The organism is Streptomyces sp. NPDC047043, assembly GCF_040644055.1.
In the GTDB taxonomy this organism is placed as follows: domain Bacteria; phylum Actinomycetota; class Actinomycetes; order Streptomycetales; family Streptomycetaceae; genus Streptomyces.
In genome coordinates, this window is record NZ_JBEYVO010000051.1 from 51,749 (window position 1) to 76,789 (window position 25,041).

Genomic DNA, 25,041 nt, shown 5'->3' on the forward strand with positions numbered 1-25,041 from the left:
CACCATGGATTTCGGACTCTCCCCGAGGGCCGACGAACTCCGCTCGCGCATGGCCGCGTTCATGGCGGAGTACGTCCTGCCCGCCGAGCCCGTCTACGACCGGCAGCTCGCCGAGGCGGACAATCACCATGAACTGCCGCCGGTGATGCGTGAGTTGAAGGAGAAGGCACGCGCCGAAGGGCTCTGGAACCTCTTCCTCGCGCACGGCGACTGGGGCGCCGGCCTCACCAACCTCGAGTACGCGCCGCTCGCCGAGCTGGCCGGACGGTCGATCATCGGGCCGGAGGTGTTCAACTGCTCCGCCCCCGACACCGGCAACATGGAGCTGCTCGCCCTCTTCGGCACCCCCGAACAGCAGGAACGCTGGCTGCGGCCCCTGCTGGCCGCCGAGATCCGCTCCTGCTTCGCCATGACCGAACCCGAAGTGGCCAGCTCCGACGCGCGCAACATCCGCACCCGGATCACCCGGGACGGCGACGAGTACGTCGTCAACGGCCACAAGTGGTACACGTCCGGGATCCTCGACCCCGACTGCCGGCTGATCATCCTGATGGGGGTCACCGACCCCGACGCACCGACATACCGGCAGCAGAGCATGCTGCTGATCCCGCGCGACACCCCTGGCATCACGGTGCTGCGCGATCTGCCGATGTTCGGCTACACCGACCGCTGCGGTCATGGCGACGTGCTCTTCGAGGACGTACGGGTGCCGGTGTCGGCGCTCTTGGGCGGCGAGGGCGAGGGATTCGCCCTGGCTCAGGGGCGGTTGGGGCCGGGACGCATGCACTACGCCATGCGTGCGGTCGGATTCGCCGAGCGCGCACTGGAGTTGATGTGCCGCCGGACCCTCACCCGCACCGCTTTCGGCGGCCCGCTCGCCGATCGGGGCGTCGTGCGCGAGTGGATCGCCCGCAGCCGCATCGAGATCGAGCAACTGCGGCTGCTGGTCCTCAAGTCGGCCTGGTTGATGGACACCTCGGGCAACGCGGCCGCCCGTACCGAAGTCGCCGCGATCAAGGTGGCCGCGCTGGAGGTCGCGCACCGGGTGGTCGACCGGGCCGTCCAGGCGCACGGCGCCGCGGGGGTCAGCGACGACACCGTACTGGCACGGCTGTACGCGATCACTCGGGCGCTGCGGATCGCGGACGGACCGGACGAGGTGCATCTGCGGACGGTCGCGCGGCGTGAACTGGCCAAGTATCCGGAGGAGTCGGCGTGAACGGACAGGAACTGGGCGGCCGGGTCGCAGTGATCAGCGGCGGGTCGCGGGGCATCGGACTCGGTATCGCCAAGGCGTACCGGGAGGCGGGCGCCCATGTGGTCATCGCCTCCCGGAAGCCGGACGGACTGGCCGCGGCCCGCGAGGAACTGCTGCGGGTCAAGGGCGACGGCGAGATCCACGAGGTCGTCGCCAACGTCGGTGAGCCGGCGGACGCCGAGCGCTGTGTCGAGGAGACCGTGTCGCGCCTCGGCAGCCTCGACGTCCTGGTCAACAACGCGGCCACCAACCCCTACATGGGCGATCTCCTCGACCTCGACCTGCCGCGTGCGGAGAAGACCGTACGGGTCAACCAGTACGGCATGGTCGCCTGGACCCGGTGCGCCTGGCGGGCGTGGATGCGGGAGCACGGGGGAGCGGTCGTCAACATCGCCTCCGTCGGCGGACTGGTCGTCGACCCGCACATCGGCTGGTACAACGCCACCAAGGCGGCCATGCTGCACATGACCCGGCAACTGGCCTACGAGCTCGGCCCTATGGCACGCGTGAACGCGATCGCGCCCGGGCTGATCAAGACCGAGCTGGCCCGGGCCGTCTGGGAGCCCAGGGAGCCGATCCTGACCGCGAAGCTGCCGCTGCGCAGACTCGGGACGGTGGAGGACGTGGCGCACGCGGCCGTCTTCCTGGCCTCCGAGGCCTCTTCCTGGATGACGGGGCAGACGCTGGTCCTGGACGGCGGGGCGACCGTGTTGCCGATCGGGGTGGAGGCGTGACCAGCGTCGGGGAGTTGTTTTCGCTGCGGGGGCGGACCGCCGTGGTCACTGGTGCGTCGTCCGGCCTCGGGGCCCGGTTCGCCACCGTGCTTGCCTCGGCCGGTGCAACTGTCTTCGCCGCCGCCCGGCGCCTGGAGAAGCTCAAGGAACTCGCCGACGAGGATCCGCGCATCCATCCCGCCGTCTGCGATGTGTCGCGCGAGGCGGACCGTGTGCGGCTGATGGAGACGGCACTCGACGAGACCGGACGGATCGACGTGCTCGTCAACAACGCCGGCGCTCCCGGCGCCGTTCGCGCCGAGGACGAGAGTGCCGACGACTTCGCGGACGTACTGGCCGTGAACCTTGTGGCCCCCTTCCACCTCGCACGGCTTCTCGCCGAGGCCCCGGTGCCCGATCCCGGTCGTACGCGATCGGTCGTGAACGTCTCGTCCGTCCTCGGGCTGGTTTCCGGCGCCCCACTGGGCGGTGCGGCCTACGCCGCCTCCAAGGCCGGGCTCGTCGGGCTGACCCGTGAACTGGCGGGCCAGTGGGGCGGGTCGGGGGTGCGGGTCAACGCGCTCGCCCCCGGCTGGTTCCGCTCGGAGATGACCGAGGGGCTGTTCTCCGACGAGCGCTCCCGGCGGTGGGTCGAGCGGGGCACGATGCTGGGGCGTGGCGGTGAGCAGGGGGAACTGGACGGGGCGGTGCTCTATCTGGCCTCGGACGCGTCCTCGTACTGCACCGGGCACGTGCTCACCGTCGACGGCGGGTGGACGGCGCGATGAGGGTCACGGTCGACATCGACGGCGACGGGCTGGCACGGGTCGAGATGTGCCGTGGTTCGGGCAACGCGATCGACCTGGCGATGGCCCGGGCGCTGCTGGACGCCGCCCGGGAGTGCGAGAAGGCGCGGGTACGGTCGGTGTTGCTCACCGGGCGAGGGCGGTCCTTCTGCGTCGGCGGTGACCTCAAGGAGTTCGCTGCGCTATCGGGTGAGCGCCTGGCAGCACATCTCACCGACGTCACCGACGCGCTCCACGGGGCCCTGCGGATTCTCGCCGCGCTGGACGCTCCGCTGGTGGTCGCGGTGCAGGGGGCGGTTGCGGGGGCCGGGCTGGGGCTGGTGGGGGCGGCGGACGTGAGTCTCGCGGCGAGCGACGCCGGTTTCACGGCCGCGTACACCGCGATCGGGTACACGCCGGACGCAGGGGTCAGCTGGTCGTTGCCCCGGCTGGTGGGACCGCGGCGGGCAGTGGACCTGCTGTTGACGAACCGGCGCGTCCCGGCCGCCGAGGCCCTGCAGATGGGTCTGGTGAGCAGGGTCGTGGCGCCCGAGCGGCTGAACGAGGAGGCCGTGCAGACGGCGGGCACGCTGGCGCGTGGAGCCACGGCGGCATACGGGGCGACGCGACGGCTGGTCGGTCGGGCGCTCTCCGCCGACCTCGACCAACACCTTGCCGCGGAGGCCCGTCAGCTGGCCGCCGCCGCGGTGTCCGCGGAGGGCCGGGAAGGCGTGGCGGCGTTTCTCGCGGGGCGCCGGCCGGAATTCGTGCGGCTTGGGGGTGCCGGGTCCGAGGTCGCGAGGTTCGAGGGTGAGGGGTGCAACGTTGCGAGCTCGGAGAACGTCGGTTCCGACGTCGAAAGGTCGGAGGGCGTGGGGTCCGACTTCGCGATGCCGGATGTTGCGGGGTCGGAGGGTGAGCCGTCGGAGGGCGAGCGGTCGGAGGGTGCGAGTCCCGGGGCCGCGAGTCCGTCATCCGCGAGGTCTGGGGCCGCGTCGCCCGGTCCGGGGCGGCCCGGGCTTGCGTGGCCTGGTTCCGTCCGGTCGGACGGTGCGTGACGGGTGGGTCGGCTGTGTGCTGGATGCCAGTGGCTGCGAGGTCTGGAGCCGCGTCGCCCGGTCCGTGGCGGCCCGAACTCGCGCGTCCTGGCCCCGCCCGGTCGGACGGCGAGTGGCGGGTCCGCCGGCTCTGCGCCGGAGGGCGCGGCCCCGGTGGCCGCGAGATCCCAGGCCGTGGCGCCCGTTACGTCGTGCCCGGGAACGCGCGCGCTCCGGCTCCGCCTGTCCGTCGCGACCGATCTTGCGCGCTCCGGCGCCGCCCCGGTCGGATGGCGAGTGGCGAGTCCGCCGGCTCTGCGCCAGAGGGCGCGGGCCCGGTGGCCGCGACATCCGGGGCCGCGCCGCCCGGTCCGTCGTGCCCGGAACTCGCCTCCCCGTACCCCGGCGGCCGGAACTCGCGCGACCCGAGTCCTCACACCCCCCGCCCCGCGCAGCCGGACCCCACATGACGGATCCGTCCGATCTTCGATTCGTACCCGACTTGAACTTGGGTCTACTCTCGGACGACCGGACGGTGATCGGTACCGGCCGTGGAGGAGAGGGAGAGGCGATGGCAAGGGCGCGGATCGTGGATCCGGAGGAGGGGCCCAGGTCGAAGCGCAGCGCGATTCTCGTGGCTGCCGTGGAGCGGTTCGGGGAGGACGGCTACGAGAACACCAAGTGGTCCGAGGTGGCCGACCGGGTCGGCATCGGACAGACCGCCCTGTACCACTACTTCGAGTCCAAGGCCCACTGCCTGCTCACCATCATGCGGTTGGAACTCCAGCGCTCCCACGACCAGTTCGTCGAGGCCACGACCGACGAGACGGACCCGGTGGAGGAAGTGCGCGCGGCGGTCCGGTCCGCCTTCGCGGTCACCGAGCAGGAGATCCGCCAGATGCGCATCCTGCAGGCCAACATGTCCCTCCTCGCCACCCCGCGGAAGTCCAAGCGTGAGGAGACCGAGCGCGTCGCGGCCCGCCAGCTGGTCCAGATGGTCGAGCGGGACTGGACGAACCTGCTGATGCGCGGCATGTCGAAGGGCGCGTTCCCGGTCAGGGACGCGCACACCCTCGGCCTCGCCGTCCTCGGCATGATCGTCAGCGTCTGGCGGTGGTACCGCCCGACCGGTGCCATTCCCCTGTCGGAGATCAGCGAGATGATCGAGGGATGCGTGGTGCGGATGGTCGCGGAATAGCCTCCGGCCCGCCCCTTGTCGGGGGCGGGGCGGCCGTCTTACAGTCAAACTGAACTGAACTCAGGTTGCTTCATGCGGGACTCATGACGCTGAGGGAGAGCGATCGGCAATGGTGCTTCGCGAATACATGGCCAGAATGGACGGCCAGGACCCGGAAAAGGCCCTCGAACTCCTGGAACCCGGCTTCCGGTTCCTCATCGCCCTCCCCGGCGGTCAGCGGACCGGCACGTCCCGCGAGGACTTCGCCGGCTACATCGCCGGGCGGAACGCGGTGGACCGTAGGCACGAGATCGTGCGGTACTCGGTCGACGGCGATGTCGAGACGGCGTACGGCTTCGTCGTCGACGGGGGCGTGACGACCGGGGCCTTCCTGTCCGCCGTACAGGTGTCGCCCGCCGGCCTGATGGCCCGCTACCAGTCCTTCTTCACCCCCGACTTCGACCTCGTGGACCGGCCGTGAGCGCCCCGTCCACGTCCGCCGCGCCGTTCCTGACCACCTGGTTCGGGATCCTGGACAGCGACGACGCAGACCGGATCCTCGACCTGATCAGCGACGACTTCACCTTCTCCATCCTGTTCTCCACCGGGGGCGACGCCGGCACCGACTTCCACGGCGGCCGGGCCGAGATGGAGGGCTACCTCGCCCAGCGCGAGGTCGGGGTCCGCACCCACCACCCGCTCACCGCGTCCGCCGTCGGCCGGGACGAGCTGTACCTCGGCGAGGTACGGAGGTCGGGCGTACCGGAGGCGACGTTCGTGGCCTCGGCCCGGCTGGACGACCAGGGCAGGGTGCGGCGCCTGCTGATCGGGCGCTCGCCCGCGGTCCTGTTCACCTGAGAAGGCGTGATCGAGAAGGCGTGATGGAGGAGGCGCGATGTACAACCTCGTTCTGCTGGCGGGCCGGCCGCCCGAGTGGACCCACGAGCGGTTCATCGACTGGTGGCGCGGCGAACACGCCGAACTGACCCGGCAGTTGCCCGGTCTCAGGGCCTGGCGGCACACCGACATCGACACGGCCCTCGAACCGCGCTCGGAGGGCTGGGACGGTGTCTCCGTACTGAGCTTCGACACGGCCGAGGACCTGCGCAAGGCGCTCCAGAGCCCGGAGTGGGCGGCGGCCGTCGCCCAGGTGGGCGACATGCGCGGACGCCGGATCGCCGTCATGGGCGGCGAGATGGAGATGTACGGCGGCTGAGCCCGCCGGGGCCCGGATCCGGGCCGAGCCGGCCCACCCCCTTCGTGAAGTGGGCCCTTCGCAACGAGGCGAGGAAGCGGATGCGACAGACAGTGCGGGAGTTCTACGACCGGTCCGAACAGGCCGACTTCACAGCCGTCGTCGACGACCACGGACACCACGGTGCGCGCGAGCTCCTTCGGCGTGCGACCGAGCTGGCCGATGTGATGACCCCGGACGGCACGCCGGGCGGCACCGTGCTCCTCCAGGCCGACAACTCGTGGCGCACCGTCGCGGCGACCCTTGCCGTGGGGCTGACCGGCGGGGTGCTGGCCCTGGTCAACCGGCACACGACTCCTGCCGAGTTCACCGCTGCCGTGGAGGACATCCGGCCGGACGTCCTGATCGCCGAACCGTCCGCGGTCGAGGAGTGGGGCGGCGGCAAGGTCCTGCCGGACACGCTCACCGCCGAGGCCCTCGACGGCTGGACGGTCCGTGCCGGCCGCGGCCCGCGCGATGTCTCCCGCTGGTCCGGCGGCACCCTCATCGGTCTCACCTCCGGCTCCACGGGACGGCCCAAGGGCGTCGTTCAGTCCGAGAGCGCCCTGCGGTACGCGTGCTCCTGCACGATCGACGTCAACGGCCTGCGCGACGGCGACGCGGTGGCCGCCGTCGTCCCGCTCTCCTCGACCGCCGCCTACTGCTTCGGGGTCTGTCTCTCGCTCATGCTGGGCGGACCGCTCGTACTGTCCGGCCGCTGGGACCGCGAGGAGGCGCTCGCGCGGATGGCCGCACATGACGTCCGGTGGACCATGTGCGTGCCGACCATGGCTCTGCAGATGGGCTCCGCCGCGGCCGGTTCGAAGGTCCTCGGCGGGGTCCGCTCGATCACCGTCGGCGGCGGCCCCATGGACCGCGGAGCCCTCGCCCGTGCCGAACGCTCGCTGGGGACGAAGATCCTGCGCGTCTTCGGCATGTCCGAGTGCCTCGGACACACTTCGCCCCGGCCCGACGACCCCGAGGAGATCCGCCTCGGCCGCGACGGACGGCCCTTCCCCGGCACCGACCTCAGGGCCGTCGGCGCCGACGGCACCGTCCTGGGGCCCGGGGCAACCGGCCGCGCCCAGGTACGCGGCCCGTCCCTCTTCCTCGGGTACGCCCGCGACGGCAAGGTCGAGCCGCCGGCCCTCACCCCGGACGGCTTCTTCCCCACCGGTGACCTGCTGGTGACCGACGAGGACGGCACGGTCACCGTCATGGGACGGGAGAAGGACGTCATCATCCGCGGCGGACGCAACCTCGACATCACCGAGATCGAGCGCGCCGTCGCCACCCATCCGGCCGTGGCCCGCGCCTGCGTGGCCCCCGTGCCGGACCCGCTCCTCGGCGAACGCGCCGCCGTGCTCGTCGTGGTCGAGGACGGCAGCGGCGAACTCGGCCTCGACGAGATCACCGCACACCTCGCCCGCACCGGTCTGTCCAAGGCCAAGTGGCCCGAATTCGCCTTCACCGTCGGCGAGTTGCCGCAGACGACCGTCGGCAAGCTCGACCGGTCGGGAGCCCGCAGACTCGCCCACGACCTGCACGCGGGGCTCGCCGCACACCCCGATCAGGAGGGGCAACACCCCGAACAGCACCGGCAAGGAGACGCATGACCGCCCCCACGACCCGCACCGCCCGTTTCGACCGCGGCCGTTGGGCGCAGGGCGGACCCGAGACCGTACGACCCGGGGTCCACCGCATCCCGCTTCCGCTGCCGGAGGACGGACTGCGGGCCGTCAACGTCTACGCCCTGGAGGGGCTGACGGAGGGCCTGGTCCTGATCGACGGGGGCTGGTCGATCCCCGAGTCCCGCAAGGCACTTGAGGACGCATTGGCCGAACTCGGCCACGATCTGGGCGAGATCAGCCACATCCTGGTCACCCACATCCACCGCGACCACTACACCCAGGCCGTCGAACTGCGCAGACTGATGGGCTCCCGGGTCTATCTCGGCGCGGGCGAGCAGCGCGGTCTGGAGCTGCTGGGCGAGCTGCGCACCGACGAGCCGGTCGGCTCGCTCGAGACCCTGCGCCGGGCCGGGGCCCACGAACTCGCCGAGCAGGTCGCCGCGATGTACGACGGGAGCTTCGACGCCACCGTCTGGGAGCCGCCGGACCGCTGGCTGCGTGCGGAGGAACTCCGCTTCGGGGACGCGCGGTTGACCGTGGTCCCGACACCCGGCCACACCCAAGGACATGTCGTCTACCTGGACCAGGCCCGGGGACTGCTGTTCTCCGGCGACCACGTCCTGCCGCACATCACTCCGTCCATCGGCTTCGAACTCGGCGGCCCCGCACTGCCGTTGGGCGACTACCTCGACTCGCTGCACCTGATGACCACCCTCGCCGACGCACGCCTGCTGCCCGCGCACGGCCCGGTCGGCGACAGCATGCACATCCGGGTCGGCGAGCTCCTGGCCCACCACGACGACCGGCTCGCCGAGACGCTGGCCGCCCTCGGCGACCGTACGCGCACCGCGCACGATGTGGCGGGAGAGCTGGGGTGGACCAGGCGCAAGGTGCCCTTCGCTGACCTCGGCGCCTTCGACCGGATGCTCGCGGTCAACGAGACGGCGGCGCACCTGGACGTGCTGGTGGCCCGCGGACGGGCCCGGCGCGCACGAACCGACGGAGTCAACCGGTATACGGCCGCGGCGAGTTAGGCCCCGGAGGCTCCCGCCCGACTCAGCGCGCCGTCCAGCCTCCGTCGACGTAGAGCTCGGACCCGGTCATGAAGCTCGCGTCGTCGGAGGCGAGGAAGGCCACGGCGGCCGCCACCTCCTCGGGTGTGCCGAGCCGGCCGAGCGGCGTTCCCTCGACCATCGCGGTCAACCGGGGCGTGTCGCGCCACAGTTCGCGCGAGCGGGGCGTCTCGATGAAACCGGGGTGCAGGGAGTTCACCCGGACACCGCGCTGCGCCCAGTGCAGCGCGGCGTTCTTCGTCATCAGGCGTACGGCACCTTTGGCCGCGTGGTACGAGAACTGGGCGCCGAAACCGCCGACCGTGCCGAAGATCGACGCGACGTTGACGATCGAGCCGCCGCCGGAGCGTTCGATGGACGGGCCGGCGTACTTCATGCCGAGCCACACGCCCGTCTGCGTCACACCGAGGACCTGCTCCCAGGAGTCCATGGTCTCGGTCTCCACCGTGTGCATCGTGGCGATGCCGGCGTTGTTGACCAGTACGGACAGCTCGCCCAGTGCCGCGGTCGCCGCGGCGACGACCTCGCGCCACGCCGACTCGTCCGAGACGTCCAGGGCCAGCCCCAGGGCGCCGCCGCCGACCTCCTCGGCGAGTTTCTCGCAGCGATCGGCGTCGAGGTCGGTCACCACGACCGCCGCACCCTCGGCCGCGAGCCGCCGCACGACGGCGTCGCCGATGCCTCCCGTGGCACCGGTCACCAGCGCCGTCTTCCCGGACAGCCTCGATTGCATCGGGTCCCCTCACTTCTCGATGGTCCGCAGCGCCTGGCGGCGGGTCTCAGTCCCGTACGCCGAGCCAGGCGAGGGCGCCGCCGTCGATCACGTACGACGATCCCGTGATGAACGCGGCGTCGTCCGAGGCGAGGAAGCAGGCCAGCCTGGCGACCTCCTCCGGGCGGCCGAGCCGCTCCACCAACTGCGGTGCGGTCAACTCGTGTTCCATGGCGTCACGGTCCGCCGCGGCGGCGAAGAAGTCCTGGGCGAGCGGCGTGTCGATGACACCGGGGCAGAAGCAGTTGCAGCGCACCGGGGCCAGGTCGACGGCGGTGACCTTGGTCAGATGGATGACGCCGGCCTTGGTGACTCCGTAGGCGGGGGCGTTGGGGAAGCCGGTGAGGCCGGAGACGGAGGCGGTGTTGACGATGGCGGGCCCGCGCGGCGAGCGGCGCAGATACGGTGCGGCGAACTTGGTCGTCAGCCACACCGCCTTCAGGTTGACCTCGTAGACCGCGTCCCAGACCTCCTCGGGGAGCGAGTCGACGCCGCGGGCCGCTTCGGCCGTGAACGCGGTCTCGATCACGCCGGCGTTGTTGACCAGGACGTCGAGGCCGTCGAAGCGCTCCGCGGCACGCGTCACCATCTCGGCGATGCTGTCACGATCGCGCAGATCGCAGACGATCGCCTCGGCCGCGGCCCCGGCGGCGCGCACCAGTTCGGCGGTCTCGTCTGCGGTGTCCTTGTTCCGGTCGGCGACGGCCACCGCGGACGCGCCCTGCCGGGCCATCTCCACGGCGATCGCCCTGCCGATCCCCTGCCCCGCACCGGTGACGAGCCCGATCTTGCCGTCCAACGAACCCATCATGAGTCTGCTCCCGAGCCCATCGCGAGACCTGAACTGAACTTGCTTCATTTAGGTCGAGTCTAGGGATGCGGGGCAGAGGCGACAAGGTGCGGGGCAGAGGCGCCTCCGACCCCGCGGGCTGAACTCGGGTCCACATGTGGGCGAGGGTCTGAGCGCCCACTGCCGCGGCGCCCTGCCGCACGACCTTCGCCGGGGCGCCGTGGCGTGCTGTCAGTCCTGCTTGGGGGCGGCCTGCTGAACCACCTCGAACGTCCACAGTGTGGCGTCCGTCGCGGCGGGCTTCGGGCGGTCGCCCGCCGGGGCCCCGCCGCCGTGCGCGGACTGTCCGCGGCCGGACATCCACTTCTGGAAGTCCTCCTCGGTCCGCCAGCGCGTGTAGACGAGGTAGGTGTCGGTGCCCTCCACCGGGCGAAGCAGCTCGAACCACTCGAAGCCGTCCGAGCCCTCCACGGCGCCCGCGCGGGCCGCGAACCGCTTCTCCAGCGTTTCGCGCTGCTCCTCGGGGACCGTGAGTACGTTGATCTTGACGATGCTCATGGTGTCCATTGTGGCCAAGCTCGATCGGATCCAGGCGCCCGCCCCGGCGTTCGTGCGCGAACGCGCGCGGCAGGGCGAAGCAGATCCGGTGAGCCGACCCTGATCCGCGGGAGACGTACTGTCGACTCAGTGACGCCTACATCCGATCCTCAGCTGGCCGTTATGGTCAAAGTGTCGACAGACGGCAGGACTTGATGGGGCATCAGCGATGCGTAGGGACGCGCACCGCCATCACCCCTCAGGAGCAGTCATGGACGCGACACCCCCCGGCATCGGCAGAACAGCTGCACCGCCGTCTACCGAGGCGAGGGCCGCGACCCGGCCGGCCGCTACTCGACCGTCGGCTTCCGCGTGGCCGCCACCGGCCGGACGTCCGGCTGACGGCGGTCAGAGGAGGATGACCGTCTTGCCGCGGGCCGGTCCGGTGCGGGCGCGGGTCACCGTGGCCGGAGCGTCGGCCAGCGGGACCTCGGTGTTGATCGTGACGCGGAGCTTTCCGGCGGCGGTGAGGTCGGCGAGCGCCTCGAGTTCCGCCCGGGTGGGGTTGTTGGAGAGGTTCACGCCGCGGATCTCCCGGGCGGCCAGGGCCTCGGGGTCGGCGGCGTGGTTGGTGCTGACGAAGATGCCACCCGGCTTGAGCAGGCCTGCCAGGGCGCCGATGTCGCCGCCTGGGTGGGTGACCAGGTCGAGGACGGCGTCGATGCCCTCGGGGTGTGCGGCCAGGACCTGTTCTGCGGTGGGCGCTGCGGTGAAGTCGATCGTCTCGTGGGCGCCGAGCTCGCGGAGGTGGCCGGCGATGTCGGCGGTCGCGGTGGCCAGCACCCGGGCCCCTTGCAGAGCGGCGAACTGGACGGCGGACTGGCCCACGCCCCCGGAGGCGCCGTTGATGAGGATGACGTGCCCGGTGTCGAGCCGGGTCGCCTCGATCGCCTGGTAGGCGGTCACGCCCGCGGTGGGCAGGGCCGCGGCGACGGGGAAGGGCAGGTTGTCGGGTATGCGGGCGATCTTGCCGTCCTCGGCGGCCAGGGCGTACTCGGCGTAGGAGCCCCGCCCGTGCCGGACGCTCATGAACTGCCCGTAGACGGTGTCGCCGGGCCGGAAGCGGTTCACTCCGTCGCCGATGCTCTCGACCACGCCGGCGCCGTCCGAACCCATGACGAGGGGGAAGGAGTGCTCGGCGACGTCCTTCAAGGCGCCTTCGGCGACTTTCCAGTCGAAGGGATTGAGCGCTGCCGCGTGCAGCCGCACCAGCACCTCACCCGGTCCCGGCTGCGGTACGGGCAACTCGGCGAGCTGCGGCTCGGCTCCGAATCCGGTGATGACGACAGCCTTCATGGCGTTACCTCTCTTCACGTGCAACAGGTCGCTACGTGTCCGGATCTCGGGGGCGGTCAGTCGGCGGACGGCTCGTCCCAGATGACGGTCAACTCGTTGCGGCGGCCGAAGCGTTCGAGATGGCTGCCGATGACGTCCTGGATGGTGGTGAGGGTGGACGCGTCGGGTGCCGTGACCCGGATCAGGAGGTGGTCGTCCGCGGGCTGCAGTACGACGTCGGTCGCCTGGAAGGTGAGGCGGTGGCCGCCGTCGGGCGTCTCCTCGACCGGGATCTTCCGGCCGAAGTGCGAGGCGACCTGCTTGGCGTAGCGCGGGGCGGCGTCGGTGGCGGCGCGGCCGAGGGAGGTGGGCATGGAGGGACTCCGATGGAAGCGGGTTGGGGGGAGGGGTGGTGACCGGGCGGGTCAGCCTGCGAGCGCCGCGAGAGCGGCCGTTGCGGGCAGCTCGATCGTGTGGTGGGTGTGCTCGGCCTTGGCGTGCAGATAGCGGACGTTGCTGTCGGTGGCGAACACGCCGGTGGGACGGACGAAGCGGACAGCGACTCCCAGATCCCTCAACTGCTGTGCCTTGTCGGGGTTGTTGGTGAGCAGGTCCAGCTCGGTGACGCCGAGGGCGGTGAGCATCTGGGCGGCGGCGGTGTAGTCGCGGCCGTCCTCGGGCAGCCCGAGGGCGGTGTTGGCTTCGTAGGTGTCCAGGCCCGCGTCCTGCAAGGCGTAGGCGTCCAGCTTGTTGTAGAGGCCGATGCCGCGGCCCTCCTGGCGGAGGTAGAGCAGGACGCCCCCGGTCTCGGCGATGCGCTGCACGGCCTCGCGCAGCTGCGGCCCGCAGTCGCAGCGCGCCGAGCCGAACACATCGCCGGTCAGGCACTCGGAGTGCAGTCGCACCAGCGGTGCCGTCGGCGCGCTGGGGTCGCCCAGGACGAGTGCCACATGCTCCCTGCCGTCGGCCAGACCGCGGAAGGTGACGGCCTCGGCGGTGACCTCGTAGCCGTCGGCGAAGCGCAGCGGGATGGTCACGCGAGTGCGTACCGAAGCGTCGGCGAGAGGGGTATGGCCTGCGGAAAGGGTGGTGGCATCCATGGCTGCTCCTGGAGGGCGGGGCAAGTGTCAGGCAAGGTTCAAATTTGAACCGGATGCCTAGACGATACCTTGTGCTTCAAATTTGGAACATGTGGATGCGTGGAGGTGTGCGGTGATGCCGGTCACATCTCAGCCGGAAGCGGCAGCAGTACGAAGGTCCTGGTCCGTCTCTCCGGGAAAGGCGATGCCGCACTGCCGTCGGATCTCGTCCATCACCCGGAGCGTGGTCACCGACTCCTCCAGCGGGCGAAGCGGGGACTGGAGCCGGCCGGCGACGATGCACCGGGCCGCCTCCGCGGCCTCGTAGTGCAGGGCGTCGTGTGCGATGTGCGGTTCGGTGTACGTCAGTTGCCTGCCGCTGCCGGCCAACGTGAGGACGATGTCGCCGGGCTGGTGGAACGGGCCCGGCAGGCTCAGCGTGGCGTGGGTGCCGGCGATCGTGGCCGTGGTGGGCGTGTCGCTGAAGAGCGTGGTGTGGACGACGCCCTGATTGCCGTCGGCGTACCGCAGCAGGGCGGAGGTCTGGCCGTTGACGCCCGCGGGATGCGGCTGCGCGGAGGCCAGCACCTCGACCGGCGTACCCAGAATCCACGTGGCCAGGGACAGGGGATAGGTGCCGAGGTCGAGGAGGGGGCCACCGGCCAGGTCGGGGCGGAGGATACGGTGGCCGGCGCTGAAGTGCTCGCCGAATTCCGCCAGTACGGTGCGGATGTCGCCGAGGACGCCGGCGTCGAGGATCTGCCGCACGACGTCGAACCTGGGAAGGAAGAAGGTCCAGAGGGCCTCCGCGCAGAACAGGCCGCGGTCCGCGGCGAGTTGAGCGATCTGCGCGGCCTGGACGGCGTTGAGGGCGAGCGGCTTCTCCACCAGCGTGTGCTTGCCCGCCTCGAGCGCCGTCCGGGCACAGTCGAAGTGGGCCGTGTGCTCGGTGGCGACGTAGACGACGTCCACGTCCGCCGCCGACGTCAACTCCTCGTAGGAACCATACGAGTTCGAGATGTGGTGACGGTCCGCGAAGTCCTTGGCGCGGGCCGCGTCGCGGGAGGCCACGGCCGTGAAGCGCTGGCGGGTGTGGTGCTGCACGGAGCGTACGTAGCGTTCGGCGATCCAGCCGGTGCCGAGAACGCCCCAGCGCAGCGCGGGAGCGTCCATCGCGTCCGGAGTGCGCGGAGCGGGCAAAGAGGCGGGGAATGCGGACATGCTCAGACCTCCGGGACCTGGACCGCGACCGTACGGCCGCCGTTCTTCATGGACGAGATGACGGCCTCGGCCACCGCGCCCGCCACCAGGCCGTCGTGCGCCGAGGCCAGGGGCGACGGACTCCCGGTGGCCAACGCGTCGATCCACGCCTGGAGTTCGAGGCGATAGGCATCGGCGAACCGGGGACGCCAGTCGGCCGGGTGGCCGACGGAACGAGCACGCGCCGAATCGGCGACCAGGCGGGCGGGGTTGGCGAGGGCCAGCGTGCCGCGCTCGCCTGCGACTTCGCAGCGGACGTCGTAGCCGTAGCCCGCGTTGAGGAACACCTCGAGGGTGGTCAGCGCGCCGTCGGCGGTGCGCAGCAGCATGAGTTGCGGATCCTGCAGACCGGTCGCCGCGCTCGTGGCGCGAGGCGCATGCCAACTGGCCTCGGTGATCGGTGAGTTGAGCAACCAGGGCACGGTGTCGAACTCGTGGATGGCCGACCCGGTGATGCTGAACTCGTCGGTGGCCCCGGGCGCGGAGGAAACCCCTCGGCTGACACAGTGCAGCAGCAGCGACGCCCCACAGACACCGGCGGCCAGGGCTTCCTTCAGCTCCACGTACGCCGGGTCGAAGCGCCGCATGAAGCCGAGCGAGATCAGCTGTCCGCCGGCCCGCCGTTCCTCTCGTACGACGCGGACGCACTCGTCGAGTGTGGGGGCGAGGGGCTTCTCGCAGAGCACGGGCTTTCCGGCCCGTACGGCAGCCAGGGAGAGATCGGCGTGGGTGGTGTCGTGGGAGGCGATGACGACGGCGTCGACCTCCGGGTCGATGATCAGGGCGTACGGATCGCTGGTGGCGCGCGTGTCGGGGAGGGCACCGGCGACCGCGGAGGCGCGCTCGTGGTCAAGGTCGGCGACGACGGTGACCACGGCGCCGGAAACATGGCGGTGCAGTGTGTTCACGTGGTCGGCGCCCATGTTGCCGGCGCCGATCACTCCTACGCGAATGGTGGTCATACCGGGCTCACCCATGTTCTCTCTCCTCCGCGGACCGACTTCTATCGGGGGGTGTTGGGGCGTCGGGTGCCGGTCAGGCCGTGGTCGGCGAGGTGTTGGCGGGTGCTGATGGCGATGGGCAGGGGGACTTCGGGGGCGCAGGGGTAGAGGTCTTGTTCGACGATGACGAACAACTCGGCGTCGAGTTTGGCGAGTTCGGTGACGATGTCGGCGGGGCGGGGGACGCCGGCGGGGGGTGAGACGCAAACGCCGCGCTGGACGGCTTCGCCGAAGGAGAGGTTCTCGGCGGCGACCTGGGTGAGGATGTCGGGGTCCATCTGTTTGATGTGGACGTAGCCGACGCGGTCGCCGAAGCGGCGGATGAGGTCGAGGTTGTCGCCGCCGCCGTAGGCGACGTGGCCGGTGTCCAGGCAGAGGTTGGTGTAGCGGGGGTCGGATTCGTTGAGGAGGCGTTCGATCTCGGGCTGGGTCTGGATGTGGCTGTCGGCGTGCGGGTGCAGGACGAGGCGGATGTCGTATTCGTCGAGGAGGAGGCGGCCGAGGCGGTCGGCGGCGCGTCCGAAGCCGGCCCATTGTGCGGCGGTGAGCTCGGGGGTTTCGGTGTAGGTGCCGGTTTTTTCGTCGCGGTACATGGGCGGGATGAGGACGAGGTGGTGGGCGCCGGAGGCGGCGGTGAGGGTGGCGACCTGGCGGACGTGCGTGAGCATGTCGTCCCAGGCGTCGGGGCGGTGCAGGGCGCCGAAGGCGGTGCCGCCGGAGACCTGCAGGCCGCGGGCGTCGAGTTCGTCCTTGAGGCGCTGGGGGTCGGTGGGGAGGTAGCCGTAGGGGCCGAGTTCGAGCCACTGGTAGCCGGCCTGGGCGAGTTCGTCGAGGAAGCGGGTGTAGGAGACCTGTTGTTCGTCCTGGGGGAACCAGACGCCCCAGGAGTCGGGGGCGGAACCCAGGCACAGGTTGCCCGCGGTGGTGCGCAGGGGGGTTGGCGCCGTCGCCATGACGTGTCCCTTCGGGGAGCGGGGCGGAATCTCAGTTGGAGGTGGGGAAGTTGAAGCCGGCGGCGAGGTGTTGCGTGGGTTGGGGCCAGCGGGTGGTGATGACTTTGGGGCGGGTGTAGAAGCGGATGCCTTCGGGGCCGTGGATGGGGGAGTCGCCGATGAGGGAGTCCTTCCAGCCGCCGAAGGAGTAGTAGGACATGGGGACAGGGACGGGGACGTTGATGCCGATCATGCCGACGGTGACCTTGCGCTGGAAGCGGCGGGCGGCTTCACCGGAGGCGGTGAAGAGGGCGGTGCCGTTGCCGTAGGGGTTGGCGTTGATGAGGTCGATGGCGTCGTCGAGGGAGTCGGCTCGGACGATGGCGAGGACCGGTCCGAACAACTCTTCCTGGTAGGCGTCCATCTCCACCGTGACGTGGTCGAGGAGGGAGGGGCCGGTGAAGAAGCCGTCCTCGTGGCCTTCGATCTTCAGGCCGCGGCCGTCGACGACGATGGTGGCGCCCTGGGTGTGGGCGGTGGTGACGGCGTTTTCGATGCGTTCCTGGGCGGTCTTGGTGATCAGGGGGCCCATCTCGGTGCCGGGCTGGTTGCCGGGGCCGACCTTGATCTCGCGGGCCTTGCGCTCCAGCACGGCGACCAGTCCGTCGGCGGCGTCGCCGACGGCGACGGCGACGGAGACGGCCATGCAGCGTTCGCCGGCGGAGCCGTAGGCGCCGGCGGTGATGTGGTTGGCGGCGAATTCGAGGTCGGCGTCGGGCAGGACGATGGCATGGTTCTTGGCGCCGCCGAGGGCCTGCACCCGCTTGCCTGCCTTGGTGGCCTGGTCGTGGACGTACTGGGCGACGGGGGTGGAGCCGACGAAGGAGACGGCCTGGATGCCGGGGTGGGTGAGGATGGCGTCGACGGCGTCCTTGCCGCCGTGCACCACGTTGAAGACGCCGTCCGGCAAGCCGGCCTGCTGGTAGAGGTCGGCGACAAAGTTCGCGGCCGACGGGTCGCGCTCGGAGGGCTTGAGGATGAACGTGTTGCCGGTCGCGATGGCGATCGGGTGCATCCACAAAGGCACCATGGCGGGGAAGTTGAACGGGGTGATGCCGGCGACCACGCCCAGCGGCCGGCGGAAGTTGTGCACGTCCACACCGCGGGAGACCTGGTCGGAGAAGGAGCCCTTCAGCGCGTCGCCCAGCCCGCAGGCGAACTCGACGACCTCGCGGCCGCGGGTGATCTCGCCACGGGCGTCGTCGACGGTCTTGCCGTGTTCGGCGGAGATGATCCGGCCGAGTTCCTCCTCGTGGTCGAGTAGGAGTTGGCGGAAGGCGAACATCACCTGGGTGCGCTGGGTCAGCGACGACTCGGACCAGGTCTCGAACGCGGCGGAGGCGGCCTGCACGGCCGTGTCCACGTCGGTGGCGCCGCCGAGGACGACCCGGGCCTGTTCCTGGCCGGTGGCCGGGTTGAACACGGGCGCGGTCTGCGAGCCGTCTCCGGCAGCGGGGGAGCCGTTGATCCAGTGCGGGATGGTGGTCACGGTGCGGGTTTCCTTACAGGTAGTGGCGCTGGGCGAGCTTGTTCGCGGCGTACGTCTCGTAGGCGGCCTGGGTGGAACCCAGGGCAGAGACCTCGCTGACCGGGACGTCCCACCAGCCGTGGCCGGGCGGGTTGGGGCCGTACAGATCGGTCTCCACGTGGACGACGGTGGTGCGGGTGGCGGCCTTGGCCTTCTCCATCGCCGCGCGGAACTCCTCGACGGACGCGGCGTGCAGGACGTCCGCGCCCAGGCTGGAGGCGTTCGCGGCGAGGTCGACGGGCAGCACATCGCCGTCGAGCTGTCCTGAAGTGCCGTTGCGGTAGCGGTACTTGGTGCCGAAGCGCTGGCTGCCGAGTGACTCGGACAGTGAACCGATCGACGCGAAGCCGTGGTTTTGGACGAGGACGATGATGACTTTGAGGCCCTCGGAGACCATGGTGACGATCTCCTGGGCCATCATCAGATACGAGCCGTCGCCGACCAGGACGACGACCTCGCGGGTCGGGTCGGCCATCTTGGCGCCGGCGCCGGCGGCCACCTCGTAGCCCATGCAGGAGTAGGCGTACTCGACGTGGTAGGCCTTCGGATCCCGCGCCCGCCACAACTGCTGAAGGTCACCGGGCATCGAGCCGGCCGCGTTTATCACCACGGCGCGATCGTCCAGGACGTCGTTGAGGGCTCCGAGGATCTGCGTCTGGGCGGGCAGGGGGCCGGTGTTGCGGTCGGGGGCGAAGCACTCGTCCTCGATCTCCCGGGTGCGGGCGATCAGTTCGCGGGTGCGGGCGCGGTACGTCGGTGAGACCTCCCAGTCCGCGAGCGCCCCGGCGAGGGCCTGGAGGCCGAGGCGGGCGTCGGCGACCAGCGGCTCGGCGGAGTGCTTGACGGCGTCGAGGCGGGCGACATTGAGGTTGACGAAGGCGACGTCCGGATTGGCGAAGACGGTGTGGCTGGCGGTGGTGAAGTCCGAGTAGCGGGTGCCGATGCCGAGCACCACATCGGCGTCCTTGGCCAGCTCGTTCGCCGCATACGAGCCCGTCGAGCCGATGCCGCCCACTGCGTAGGGGTGGTCCCAGGGGACGGCGCCCTTGCCGGCGTGGGTGTCGGCGACCGGGATGCCGGTGGCCTCGGCGAAGGCGCGCAGTTCGGTCTCCGCACCCGAGTAGACGGCACCGCCGCCTGCCACGATGAACGGCTTCCTGGCGTTGCGGAGCAGGCTCGCGGCCCGCTCCACTGCCTGGGATTCCGGCACCGGGCGGCCCACGTGCCAGACCCGGCGGCGGAAGAAGTCCACCGGCCAGTCGTGGGCCTCGGCCTGTACGTCCTGCGGCAGGGCCAGCGTGACGGCGCCGGTCTCCACCGGGTCGGTGAGCACCCGCATCGCCGCCAGCGCAGCGGGGATGAGCTGTTCGGGGCGTTGGATGCGGTCGAAGTACTTGGAGACGACGCGGAAGGTGTCGTTGACGGTGACGTCGCCGCCGCGGGTGTCCTCGAGCTGCTGCAGGACGGGGTCGGCGGCGCGGGTGGCGAACATGTCGGAGGGCAGCAGCAGCACGGGGATGCGGTTGGTGGTGGCCAGCGCCGCACCGGTGATCATGTTGGTGGAGCCGGGGCCGGTGGAGGCGGTGCAGGCGAAGGTGGCGAGGCGGTCGCGCATCTTGGCGTAGGCGACCGAGGCGTGGACCATGCCCTGTTCGTTGCGGGCGAGGTAGTAGGGCAGGTCGGCCTCGCCGGTGGTGGCGGCCTGGAGGAGGGCCTGGCCGAGGCCGGCGACGTTGCCGTGGCCGAAGATGCCCCACACGCCGGGGATGAGGCGCTGTTCCTGGCCGTCGCGCTCGCTGTACTGGTGGGCGAGGAAGCGCACCAGGGCCTGGGCGGTGGTGAGCCTGATCGTTTGCATTACTCGGTCTCCTCGGCGCCGAACGGCAGCCGGTCATCGATGTCTTGCGTGTCCCAGGTGGCGCGGACCCAGCCGTGGGCGGGGTCGTCGCAGATCAGCCAGGCGCGTTCTTGTCCGGGGCCGGCCATGACGTTGAGGTAGTACAGGTCGTAGCCGGGGGCGGCGATGGACGGGCCGTGCCAGCCGTGGGGGATCAGCACCGTGTCGCCGGAACGTACCTCGGCCAGCACGTCGATCGGGCGCTCGGGGGTGCCGTAGACGCGCTGGTAGCCGAAGCCGTTGCGGTCGCCGGAGACCTGGAAGTAGTAGATCTCCTCCAGCTCCGACTCGACCGGGTTGCCGTCGTTGTCCGTGCGGGCCGCGTCGTGCTTGTGCGGCGGATACGACGACCAGTTCCCGCCCGGCGTGAGCACCTCGCACACCAGCAGCTGCTCGGCCTCGAAGGTGCCGGGCAGGCAGTAGTTGTTGACCTGGCGCGAGCACGCCCCGGCGCCCCGCAGCTCCACGGGCACGTCCTCTTTGGACCCGTACCGGGCGGAGAGTGAGCTCCGCCCGGTACGGGCGCCGGGCAGCGCGAACCGGCCACCGGCCGCACTGCTGATGAGGGCCTCCGACTCGCGGGGGAGGTAGGCGAAGTCGGTGGCTGAGGCGAACACGCCTGTCCGGCCTTCGAGTTCGAAGGCCGTGCCGTCCGTGGTGACGGTGCAGGAGCCCGTCATCGGCAGGACCAGGAACTCGGAGTCGCCGGTGGACAGGGCGTGTGCCTCGCCCGGCTTGAGGGTCAGGATCCTCAGGCCGGAGTATCCCCAGCCCGCCGACTCGGGCGTGACCAGGACGTCGTAGGGGCTGTCCGCGGAAGTCCCCGCCGGCAGGTGGTACTTGCTCGTCTCGCTCACAGCAGGCTCACCGCCTTGTCCACCGCGCCGGCCACGTCACCGTTGGACGGGTAGAGCAGGGAGCGGCCCACGACCAGGCCCTGCGCGGTGGGCTGCTTGAGCGCCTTGCCCCAGGACGCGAAGGCGGCGTCGGCGTCCATGACCTCCCCGCCCAGCAGCAGCGCGGGCAGTGTCGAGGAGGCCAGCACCCGCTCCATGTCGTCGACGACCGGCAGCTTCAGCCAGGTGTAGGCGGTGCGCCGGCCCAGCCCCGAGGCGATCGTGATGGACTTGATGACCGCGTCGGTGGACAGGTCGTTGCGGATCTTGCCGTCCTGCCACCGTGAGAGGAACGGCTCGACCATGGCGATGAGCTGACGGTCGTTCAGCTCGTCGATGGCGTGGGCGGTGTTTTCCAGGATGGCGGGCGTGGCGGGGTCGTCGAGGGCGATGCGGGTGAGCATCTTGCCGCCGTCGAAGCCCATCGCGGCGATGGTGGCGGCGTCGTAGCCGGTGAACCGGTCGTCGATCTCGAAGACGGAGCCGGCCAGGCCGGCCCGGTTCATGGAGCCGAAGACGCTCTTGCCGTCCAGGACGCCGAGCAGGAGGAGGTCTTCCAGGATGTCGGCGGTGGCCAGCACGCCGGTCACGCCGGGGCGTTCGAGGGCGGTGCACAGGCGGTCGAGCAGGCGGGCGCGGTCGGCCATGGCGGTGGGGTCGGCGCCGACACCGTTGGCGCCGCGGGCGGGATGGTCGGCGGCGATGATCATGGCCTTGCCGTGCTCGCCGAGGAGGGAAGGGGCCTTCACCCGGCGGGTGGCGGCGGCTGCGATGGCGCCGGGGTCGGCGACCCGGGCGGCCACGATCCGGCTCAGGTTGTCGGACAGCACGGCGTCACGCCTTTCGCTCAGCGGCGTCGAAAGAATCGGGGAAGGCCGCCTGGAGCTTGGTCTCCACCTCGGCCTGGGTGGGCATGGCGTCGGAGCAGGCCAGCCGACCGGCGACGATCGCCCCGGCGGCGTTCGCGAAGGACACGGTGCGGCGGACATCCCAGCCGGCCAGCAGGCCGTGGCACAGCGCCCCGCCGAACGCGTCCCCCGCGCCCAGCCCGTTGACCACATCGACCGGCACCGGCGGGATCTCGGCCGTGGAGCCGTCGCGGTCCATGGCCAGCACCCCCCTGGGGCCCTGCTTCACCACCGCCAGCTGCACCCCGGCGTCCAGCAGCGCCTTGGCGGCCGCATACGGCTCGCGCTCACCGGTGGCGACCTCGCACTCGTCGCGATTGCCCACCGCCACCGTCGTATGCCGCAGCGCCTCGGCGTAGTAGGCCCGCGCCCGGTCCGGGCCGTCGGCCCAGAACATCGGCCGCCAGTCCAGGTCGAAGACCGTCGGCCCGGCCTTGGCCCGGTGCGCCAGCGCGGCCAGCGTCGCCGACCGGCTCGGCTCCTCACTCAGCCCCGTGCCCGTGAACCAGAAGATCGCCGCGTCCCGCACCGCGCCCAGGTCCAGCTCGCCCGCCGCGATGTCCAGGTCGGGTGCCGTGGGCAGCCGGTAGAAGTACAGCGGGAAGTCGTCCGGCGGAAAGATCTCGCAGAACGTCACCGGCGTCGGCGCCACATCCGACGTGCCCACGTACCGGGCATCGACCCCGTAGCCCGCCAGCGCGGACCGCACGAACTCCCCGAACGGGTCCCGCCCGGTCTTCGTGATCACGGCGGCGGAGCGGCCGTAGCGGGCGGCGGCCACCGCCACGTTGGTCGGGCTGCCGCCCAGGTACTTGCCGAACGAGGTGACCTCCGCCAGCCCCACACCCGTCTGGAGCGGATACACGTCCACCCCCACACGGCCGATGGTCAGCACTTCGAACGGCATCACGCTGGATTCCCTTCGTTCCAGAGACCTTTGAGAGACCTGGAGATTCCTGGATGGAGTGGTGGATTCGATGTCTTGGGACGGTGGGCGCGCCTGCGTCCCGGCGGGGAGTGCGCAGGCTGCGCCGTCCGCCACCGTCGTCAGGAGGCCGTTTCGCCGCTGGTCGCCACGGGTGCGGTGAGGTCGGCCTCTTCGGGGAGTTCCTCGACGTCGACTCCGCGGACCTGGGACAACTCGTGCTTGAGCGCGGCGAGTTCGGTGCCGCCGGCCATGTGGTTGGTCAGCTCCTCGAGGCTGACCTGCTCACGCGAGGCGGACAGCTCCATCGTGCCCAGGCGCAGCACACTGAAGTGGTCGCCGACCATGTAGGCGTGGTGCGGGTTGTGGGTGATGAAGATGACGCCCAGGCCGCGGTCGCGGGCGGCGGCGATGTACTTCAGCACCACACCCGACTGCTTCACACCCAGCGCGGCGGTCGGCTCGTCGAGGATGAGGACCCGGGCGCCGAAGTAGACGGCGCGGGCGATCGCGACGCACTGGCGCTGGCCACCGGACAGGGTGCCGATGGGCTGCTCCAGGTCGTCGAGGGCGATGCCCATGTTGCGGAGTTCCTCGTCCGCGGTCTTCTTCATCTTCTCGATGTCGAGGCGGCGCACGGGCCACGGCCCGCGGGTCATCTCGGAGCCGAGGAAGAAGTTGCGCCACACCGGCATCAGCGGGACGGTCGCCAGGTCCTGGTAGACCGTGGCGATACCGCGGTCCAGGGCCTCGCGAGGGGTGGAGAAGCGCACGGGGGAGTTGTCGACGAGGAACTCGCCCTCGGTGTGCTGGTGCAGCCCGGAGATGATTTTGATGAGGGTGGACTTGCCGGCGCCGTTGTCGCCCAGCACGCAGGTGACCTGGCTGGGGCGGACCTGGAGGCTCACGCCGTGCAGGGCGCGGATGTTGCCGTACGCCTTGCCCGCGTTGCGCAGTTCGACGATCGGCGCGTCGTCCGTCTCGGGGGCGGTGTCCGCGAGGATCTCGCCGTGGGTGCCGGTTCCGTTGGTGGATGTCATGGGGTCACCTCCGGGTCGCCGACTGGCGGACCCACAGATTGATGAGCACGGCGCCGAGGAGCATCACGCCGAGGAAGGCCTTGAACCAGTCGGGGTTCCAGCCGGCGAAGACGATGCCCTGGTTGACCATGCCGAACATGAAGGCGCCGAAGACCGGGCCGATCGCGGAGCCGTAGCCACCGGTCAGGAGGCAGCCGCCGATGACGGCCGCGGCGATGTAGATCAGTTCCTGGCCGACACCCTCGCCGGACTGCACGGTGTTGAAGGTGAACAGCTGGTGCATGCCCACGAACCAGGCACCGACGCCGACCAGCATGAACAGGGAGATCTTGGTGAAGGTGACGGGCACGCCGACGGCGCGGGCGCTGTCCTTGTTGCCGCCGACAGAGAAGACCCAGTTGCCGTACTTGGTGCGCAGCAGGACCCACGTCGCCAGTGCCGCGAAGGCCAGCCAGTAGAAGACGGTGATCTTCACCTGGACGCCGCCGATGTCGAAGCTGGAGGCGAAGACCTTCTTGGCCTGGTCGAAGCCGTCCATGTCGCTGATGTCGTCGGTGGCGACGTTTCCGGTGACCAGCTTGGTCACCGCGAGGTTGACACCCTGGAGGATCAGGAAGGTGCCCAACGTGACCAGGAAGCTGGGCAGTCCGGTCTTGACGACCATCCAGCCGTTGAAGAAGCCGACCGCCAGCGACACCAGGAGCGCGACGAGCACGCCGACCCACACGTTCATGCTCAGCTGGTAGGCGAGCATGCTCGCGGTCAGCGCCGAGGTGATGACGGCGACGCCGGACGAGAGATCGAACTCGCCGCCGATCATCAGCAGGGCGACCGGCAGCGTCATGATGCCGATGGTCGACGACTGGTACAGGACGGTGGCCATCGAGCTGCCGTCGCGCACCGGCGGGGCGGCGATCAGGAAGAACACGTAGACGGCGGCGGCACCGAGGAAGACGCCCACTTCGGGCCTGGCCAACAGCCGCAACGCCAGGGGGCGTTGGGCGGTCCGGCCGTCACTTTCCTTGGGGCCGGGGGCCGGCGGTGCGGTCACCGCCGGTTCGGCATGCTGGGTCATGCTCATCACCGGGTTCCCTTGGCGGCGAACTTGGCGACCTGGTCGACGTTGTCCTTGGTGATGAAGGCGGGGCCGGTCAGGACGGGGGCGGTTGCGCC

The 25,041-nt window shown here is 70.7% G+C and carries 26 protein-coding genes; 10 read left to right on the forward strand and 16 right to left on the reverse strand.

Features of this window, described 5'->3' with window-relative positions; all coding sequences use genetic code 11:
* Positions 1-4 precede the first annotated feature (4 nt).
* The 10 genes from ABZ880_RS50105 (at position 5) to ABZ880_RS50150 (ending at position 8,869) form a co-directional block, all read left to right on the forward strand.
* Positions 5-1,219: an acyl-CoA dehydrogenase family protein gene (locus tag ABZ880_RS50105; protein ID WP_361277773.1), complete on the forward strand. Its 1,215-nt coding sequence runs from the start codon at positions 5-7 to the stop codon at positions 1,217-1,219.
* On the forward strand, positions 1,216-1,992 hold the full coding sequence (locus ABZ880_RS50110) for an SDR family oxidoreductase (RefSeq protein WP_361277774.1): 777 nt from the start codon (positions 1,216-1,218) through the stop codon (positions 1,990-1,992). Before ABZ880_RS50105 ends, ABZ880_RS50110 begins: the two co-directional genes overlap by 4 nt.
* Positions 1,989-2,759: an SDR family oxidoreductase gene (locus ABZ880_RS50115; RefSeq protein WP_361277775.1), complete on the forward strand. Its 771-nt coding sequence runs from the start codon at positions 1,989-1,991 to the stop codon at positions 2,757-2,759. The genes ABZ880_RS50110 and ABZ880_RS50115 overlap by 4 nt, the downstream gene beginning before the upstream one ends.
* Positions 2,756-3,814 carry an enoyl-CoA hydratase-related protein gene (locus ABZ880_RS50120; RefSeq protein ID WP_361277776.1) on the forward strand — a complete coding sequence of 353 codons (1,059 nt, stop codon included), beginning with the start codon at positions 2,756-2,758 and terminating at the stop codon, positions 3,812-3,814. The genes ABZ880_RS50115 and ABZ880_RS50120 overlap by 4 nt, the downstream gene beginning before the upstream one ends.
* 550 nt (positions 3,815-4,364) lie before the next feature.
* Positions 4,365-4,991: a TetR/AcrR family transcriptional regulator gene (locus ABZ880_RS50125; protein ID WP_361277777.1), complete on the forward strand. Its 627-nt coding sequence runs from the start codon at positions 4,365-4,367 to the stop codon at positions 4,989-4,991.
* 109 nt (positions 4,992-5,100) lie between these two features.
* Positions 5,101-5,451, forward strand: coding sequence for a nuclear transport factor 2 family protein (locus ABZ880_RS50130; protein WP_361277778.1), 351 nt, complete (start codon positions 5,101-5,103; stop codon positions 5,449-5,451).
* Positions 5,448-5,828: a hypothetical protein gene (locus ABZ880_RS50135; protein WP_361277779.1), complete on the forward strand. Its 381-nt coding sequence runs from the start codon at positions 5,448-5,450 to the stop codon at positions 5,826-5,828. The genes ABZ880_RS50130 and ABZ880_RS50135 overlap by 4 nt, the downstream gene beginning before the upstream one ends.
* 37 nt (positions 5,829-5,865) lie before the next feature.
* Positions 5,866-6,186: an EthD family reductase gene (locus ABZ880_RS50140; protein ID WP_361277780.1), complete on the forward strand. Its 321-nt coding sequence runs from the start codon at positions 5,866-5,868 to the stop codon at positions 6,184-6,186.
* Positions 6,187-6,266: 80 nt separating this feature from the next.
* Entirely contained in the window at positions 6,267-7,820 is a 1,554-nt protein-coding gene (locus ABZ880_RS50145; protein WP_361277781.1) for a class I adenylate-forming enzyme family protein, read from the forward strand.
* The gene (locus ABZ880_RS50150; protein ID WP_361277782.1) at positions 7,817-8,869 is read left to right on the forward strand and encodes an MBL fold metallo-hydrolase; all 1,053 of its coding nucleotides are present in this window, start codon (positions 7,817-7,819) and stop codon (positions 8,867-8,869) included. Before ABZ880_RS50145 ends, ABZ880_RS50150 begins: the two co-directional genes overlap by 4 nt.
* A 22-nt stretch (positions 8,870-8,891) precedes the next feature.
* Here the strand turns inward: ABZ880_RS50150 and ABZ880_RS50155 are convergent, their stop codons facing one another.
* The 16 genes from ABZ880_RS50155 to ABZ880_RS50230 form a co-directional block, all read right to left on the reverse strand.
* Positions 8,892-9,641, reverse strand: a complete 750-nt coding sequence (locus tag ABZ880_RS50155; RefSeq protein WP_361277783.1) for a glucose 1-dehydrogenase — start codon at positions 9,639-9,641, stop codon at positions 8,892-8,894.
* A gap of 46 nt (positions 9,642-9,687) precedes the next feature.
* On the reverse strand, positions 9,688-10,491 hold the full coding sequence (locus ABZ880_RS50160) for an SDR family NAD(P)-dependent oxidoreductase (RefSeq protein WP_361277784.1): 804 nt from the start codon (positions 10,489-10,491) through the stop codon (positions 9,688-9,690).
* A gap of 210 nt (positions 10,492-10,701) precedes the next feature.
* Positions 10,702-11,028, reverse strand: a complete 327-nt coding sequence (locus tag ABZ880_RS50165; protein ID WP_361277785.1) for an antibiotic biosynthesis monooxygenase — start codon at positions 11,026-11,028, stop codon at positions 10,702-10,704.
* A 387-nt stretch (positions 11,029-11,415) separates the two neighbouring features.
* A complete protein-coding gene (locus ABZ880_RS50170; protein ID WP_361277786.1) occupies positions 11,416-12,363 on the reverse strand; it encodes an NADP-dependent oxidoreductase in 948 nt (315 codons plus the stop codon).
* Positions 12,364-12,419: 56 nt separating this feature from the next.
* Positions 12,420-12,716 carry a DUF2218 domain-containing protein gene (locus ABZ880_RS50175; RefSeq protein WP_361277787.1) on the reverse strand — a complete coding sequence of 99 codons (297 nt, stop codon included), beginning with the start codon at positions 12,714-12,716 and terminating at the stop codon, positions 12,420-12,422.
* Positions 12,717-12,767: 51 nt separating this feature from the next.
* Positions 12,768-13,442 (reverse strand): GTP cyclohydrolase II, encoded by a 675-nt coding sequence (gene ribA / locus ABZ880_RS50180; RefSeq protein ID WP_361277788.1) that lies wholly within the window; start codon positions 13,440-13,442, stop codon positions 12,768-12,770.
* A gap of 129 nt (positions 13,443-13,571) precedes the next feature.
* Positions 13,572-14,642, reverse strand: a complete 1,071-nt coding sequence (locus tag ABZ880_RS50185; protein ID WP_361277789.1) for a Gfo/Idh/MocA family oxidoreductase — start codon at positions 14,640-14,642, stop codon at positions 13,572-13,574.
* A 2-nt stretch (positions 14,643-14,644) separates the two neighbouring features.
* Complete coding sequence (locus tag ABZ880_RS50190) at positions 14,645-15,643, reverse strand: Gfo/Idh/MocA family oxidoreductase (RefSeq protein ID WP_361277790.1); 999 nt, start codon at positions 15,641-15,643, stop codon at positions 14,645-14,647.
* Positions 15,644-15,684: 41 nt separating this feature from the next.
* Positions 15,685-16,635 carry a TIM barrel protein gene (locus ABZ880_RS50195; RefSeq protein ID WP_361277791.1) on the reverse strand — a complete coding sequence of 317 codons (951 nt, stop codon included), beginning with the start codon at positions 16,633-16,635 and terminating at the stop codon, positions 15,685-15,687.
* A gap of 31 nt (positions 16,636-16,666) precedes the next feature.
* Positions 16,667-18,163 (reverse strand): CoA-acylating methylmalonate-semialdehyde dehydrogenase, encoded by a 1,497-nt coding sequence (locus tag ABZ880_RS50200; RefSeq protein WP_361277792.1) that lies wholly within the window; start codon positions 18,161-18,163, stop codon positions 16,667-16,669.
* A 13-nt stretch (positions 18,164-18,176) separates the two neighbouring features.
* Complete coding sequence (gene iolD / locus ABZ880_RS50205) at positions 18,177-20,060, reverse strand: 3D-(3,5/4)-trihydroxycyclohexane-1,2-dione acylhydrolase (decyclizing) (RefSeq protein WP_361277793.1); 1,884 nt, start codon at positions 20,058-20,060, stop codon at positions 18,177-18,179.
* Entirely contained in the window at positions 20,060-20,956 is an 897-nt protein-coding gene (gene iolB, locus ABZ880_RS50210) for a 5-deoxy-glucuronate isomerase (RefSeq protein WP_361277794.1), read from the reverse strand. The genes iolD and iolB overlap by 1 nt, the downstream gene beginning before the upstream one ends.
* Entirely contained in the window at positions 20,953-21,825 is an 873-nt protein-coding gene (locus ABZ880_RS50215; RefSeq protein WP_361277795.1) for an aldolase, read from the reverse strand. The genes iolB and ABZ880_RS50215 overlap by 4 nt, the downstream gene beginning before the upstream one ends.
* A gap of 4 nt (positions 21,826-21,829) precedes the next feature.
* Entirely contained in the window at positions 21,830-22,810 is a 981-nt protein-coding gene (gene iolC / locus ABZ880_RS50220) for a 5-dehydro-2-deoxygluconokinase (protein ID WP_361277800.1), read from the reverse strand.
* A 140-nt stretch (positions 22,811-22,950) separates the two neighbouring features.
* Entirely contained in the window at positions 22,951-23,868 is a 918-nt protein-coding gene (locus ABZ880_RS50225) for an ATP-binding cassette domain-containing protein (protein WP_361277796.1), read from the reverse strand.
* A gap of 4 nt (positions 23,869-23,872) precedes the next feature.
* The gene (locus tag ABZ880_RS50230; protein ID WP_361277797.1) at positions 23,873-24,949 is read right to left on the reverse strand and encodes an ABC transporter permease; all 1,077 of its coding nucleotides are present in this window, start codon (positions 24,947-24,949) and stop codon (positions 23,873-23,875) included.
* Between the last annotated feature and the right edge of the window lie 92 nt (positions 24,950-25,041).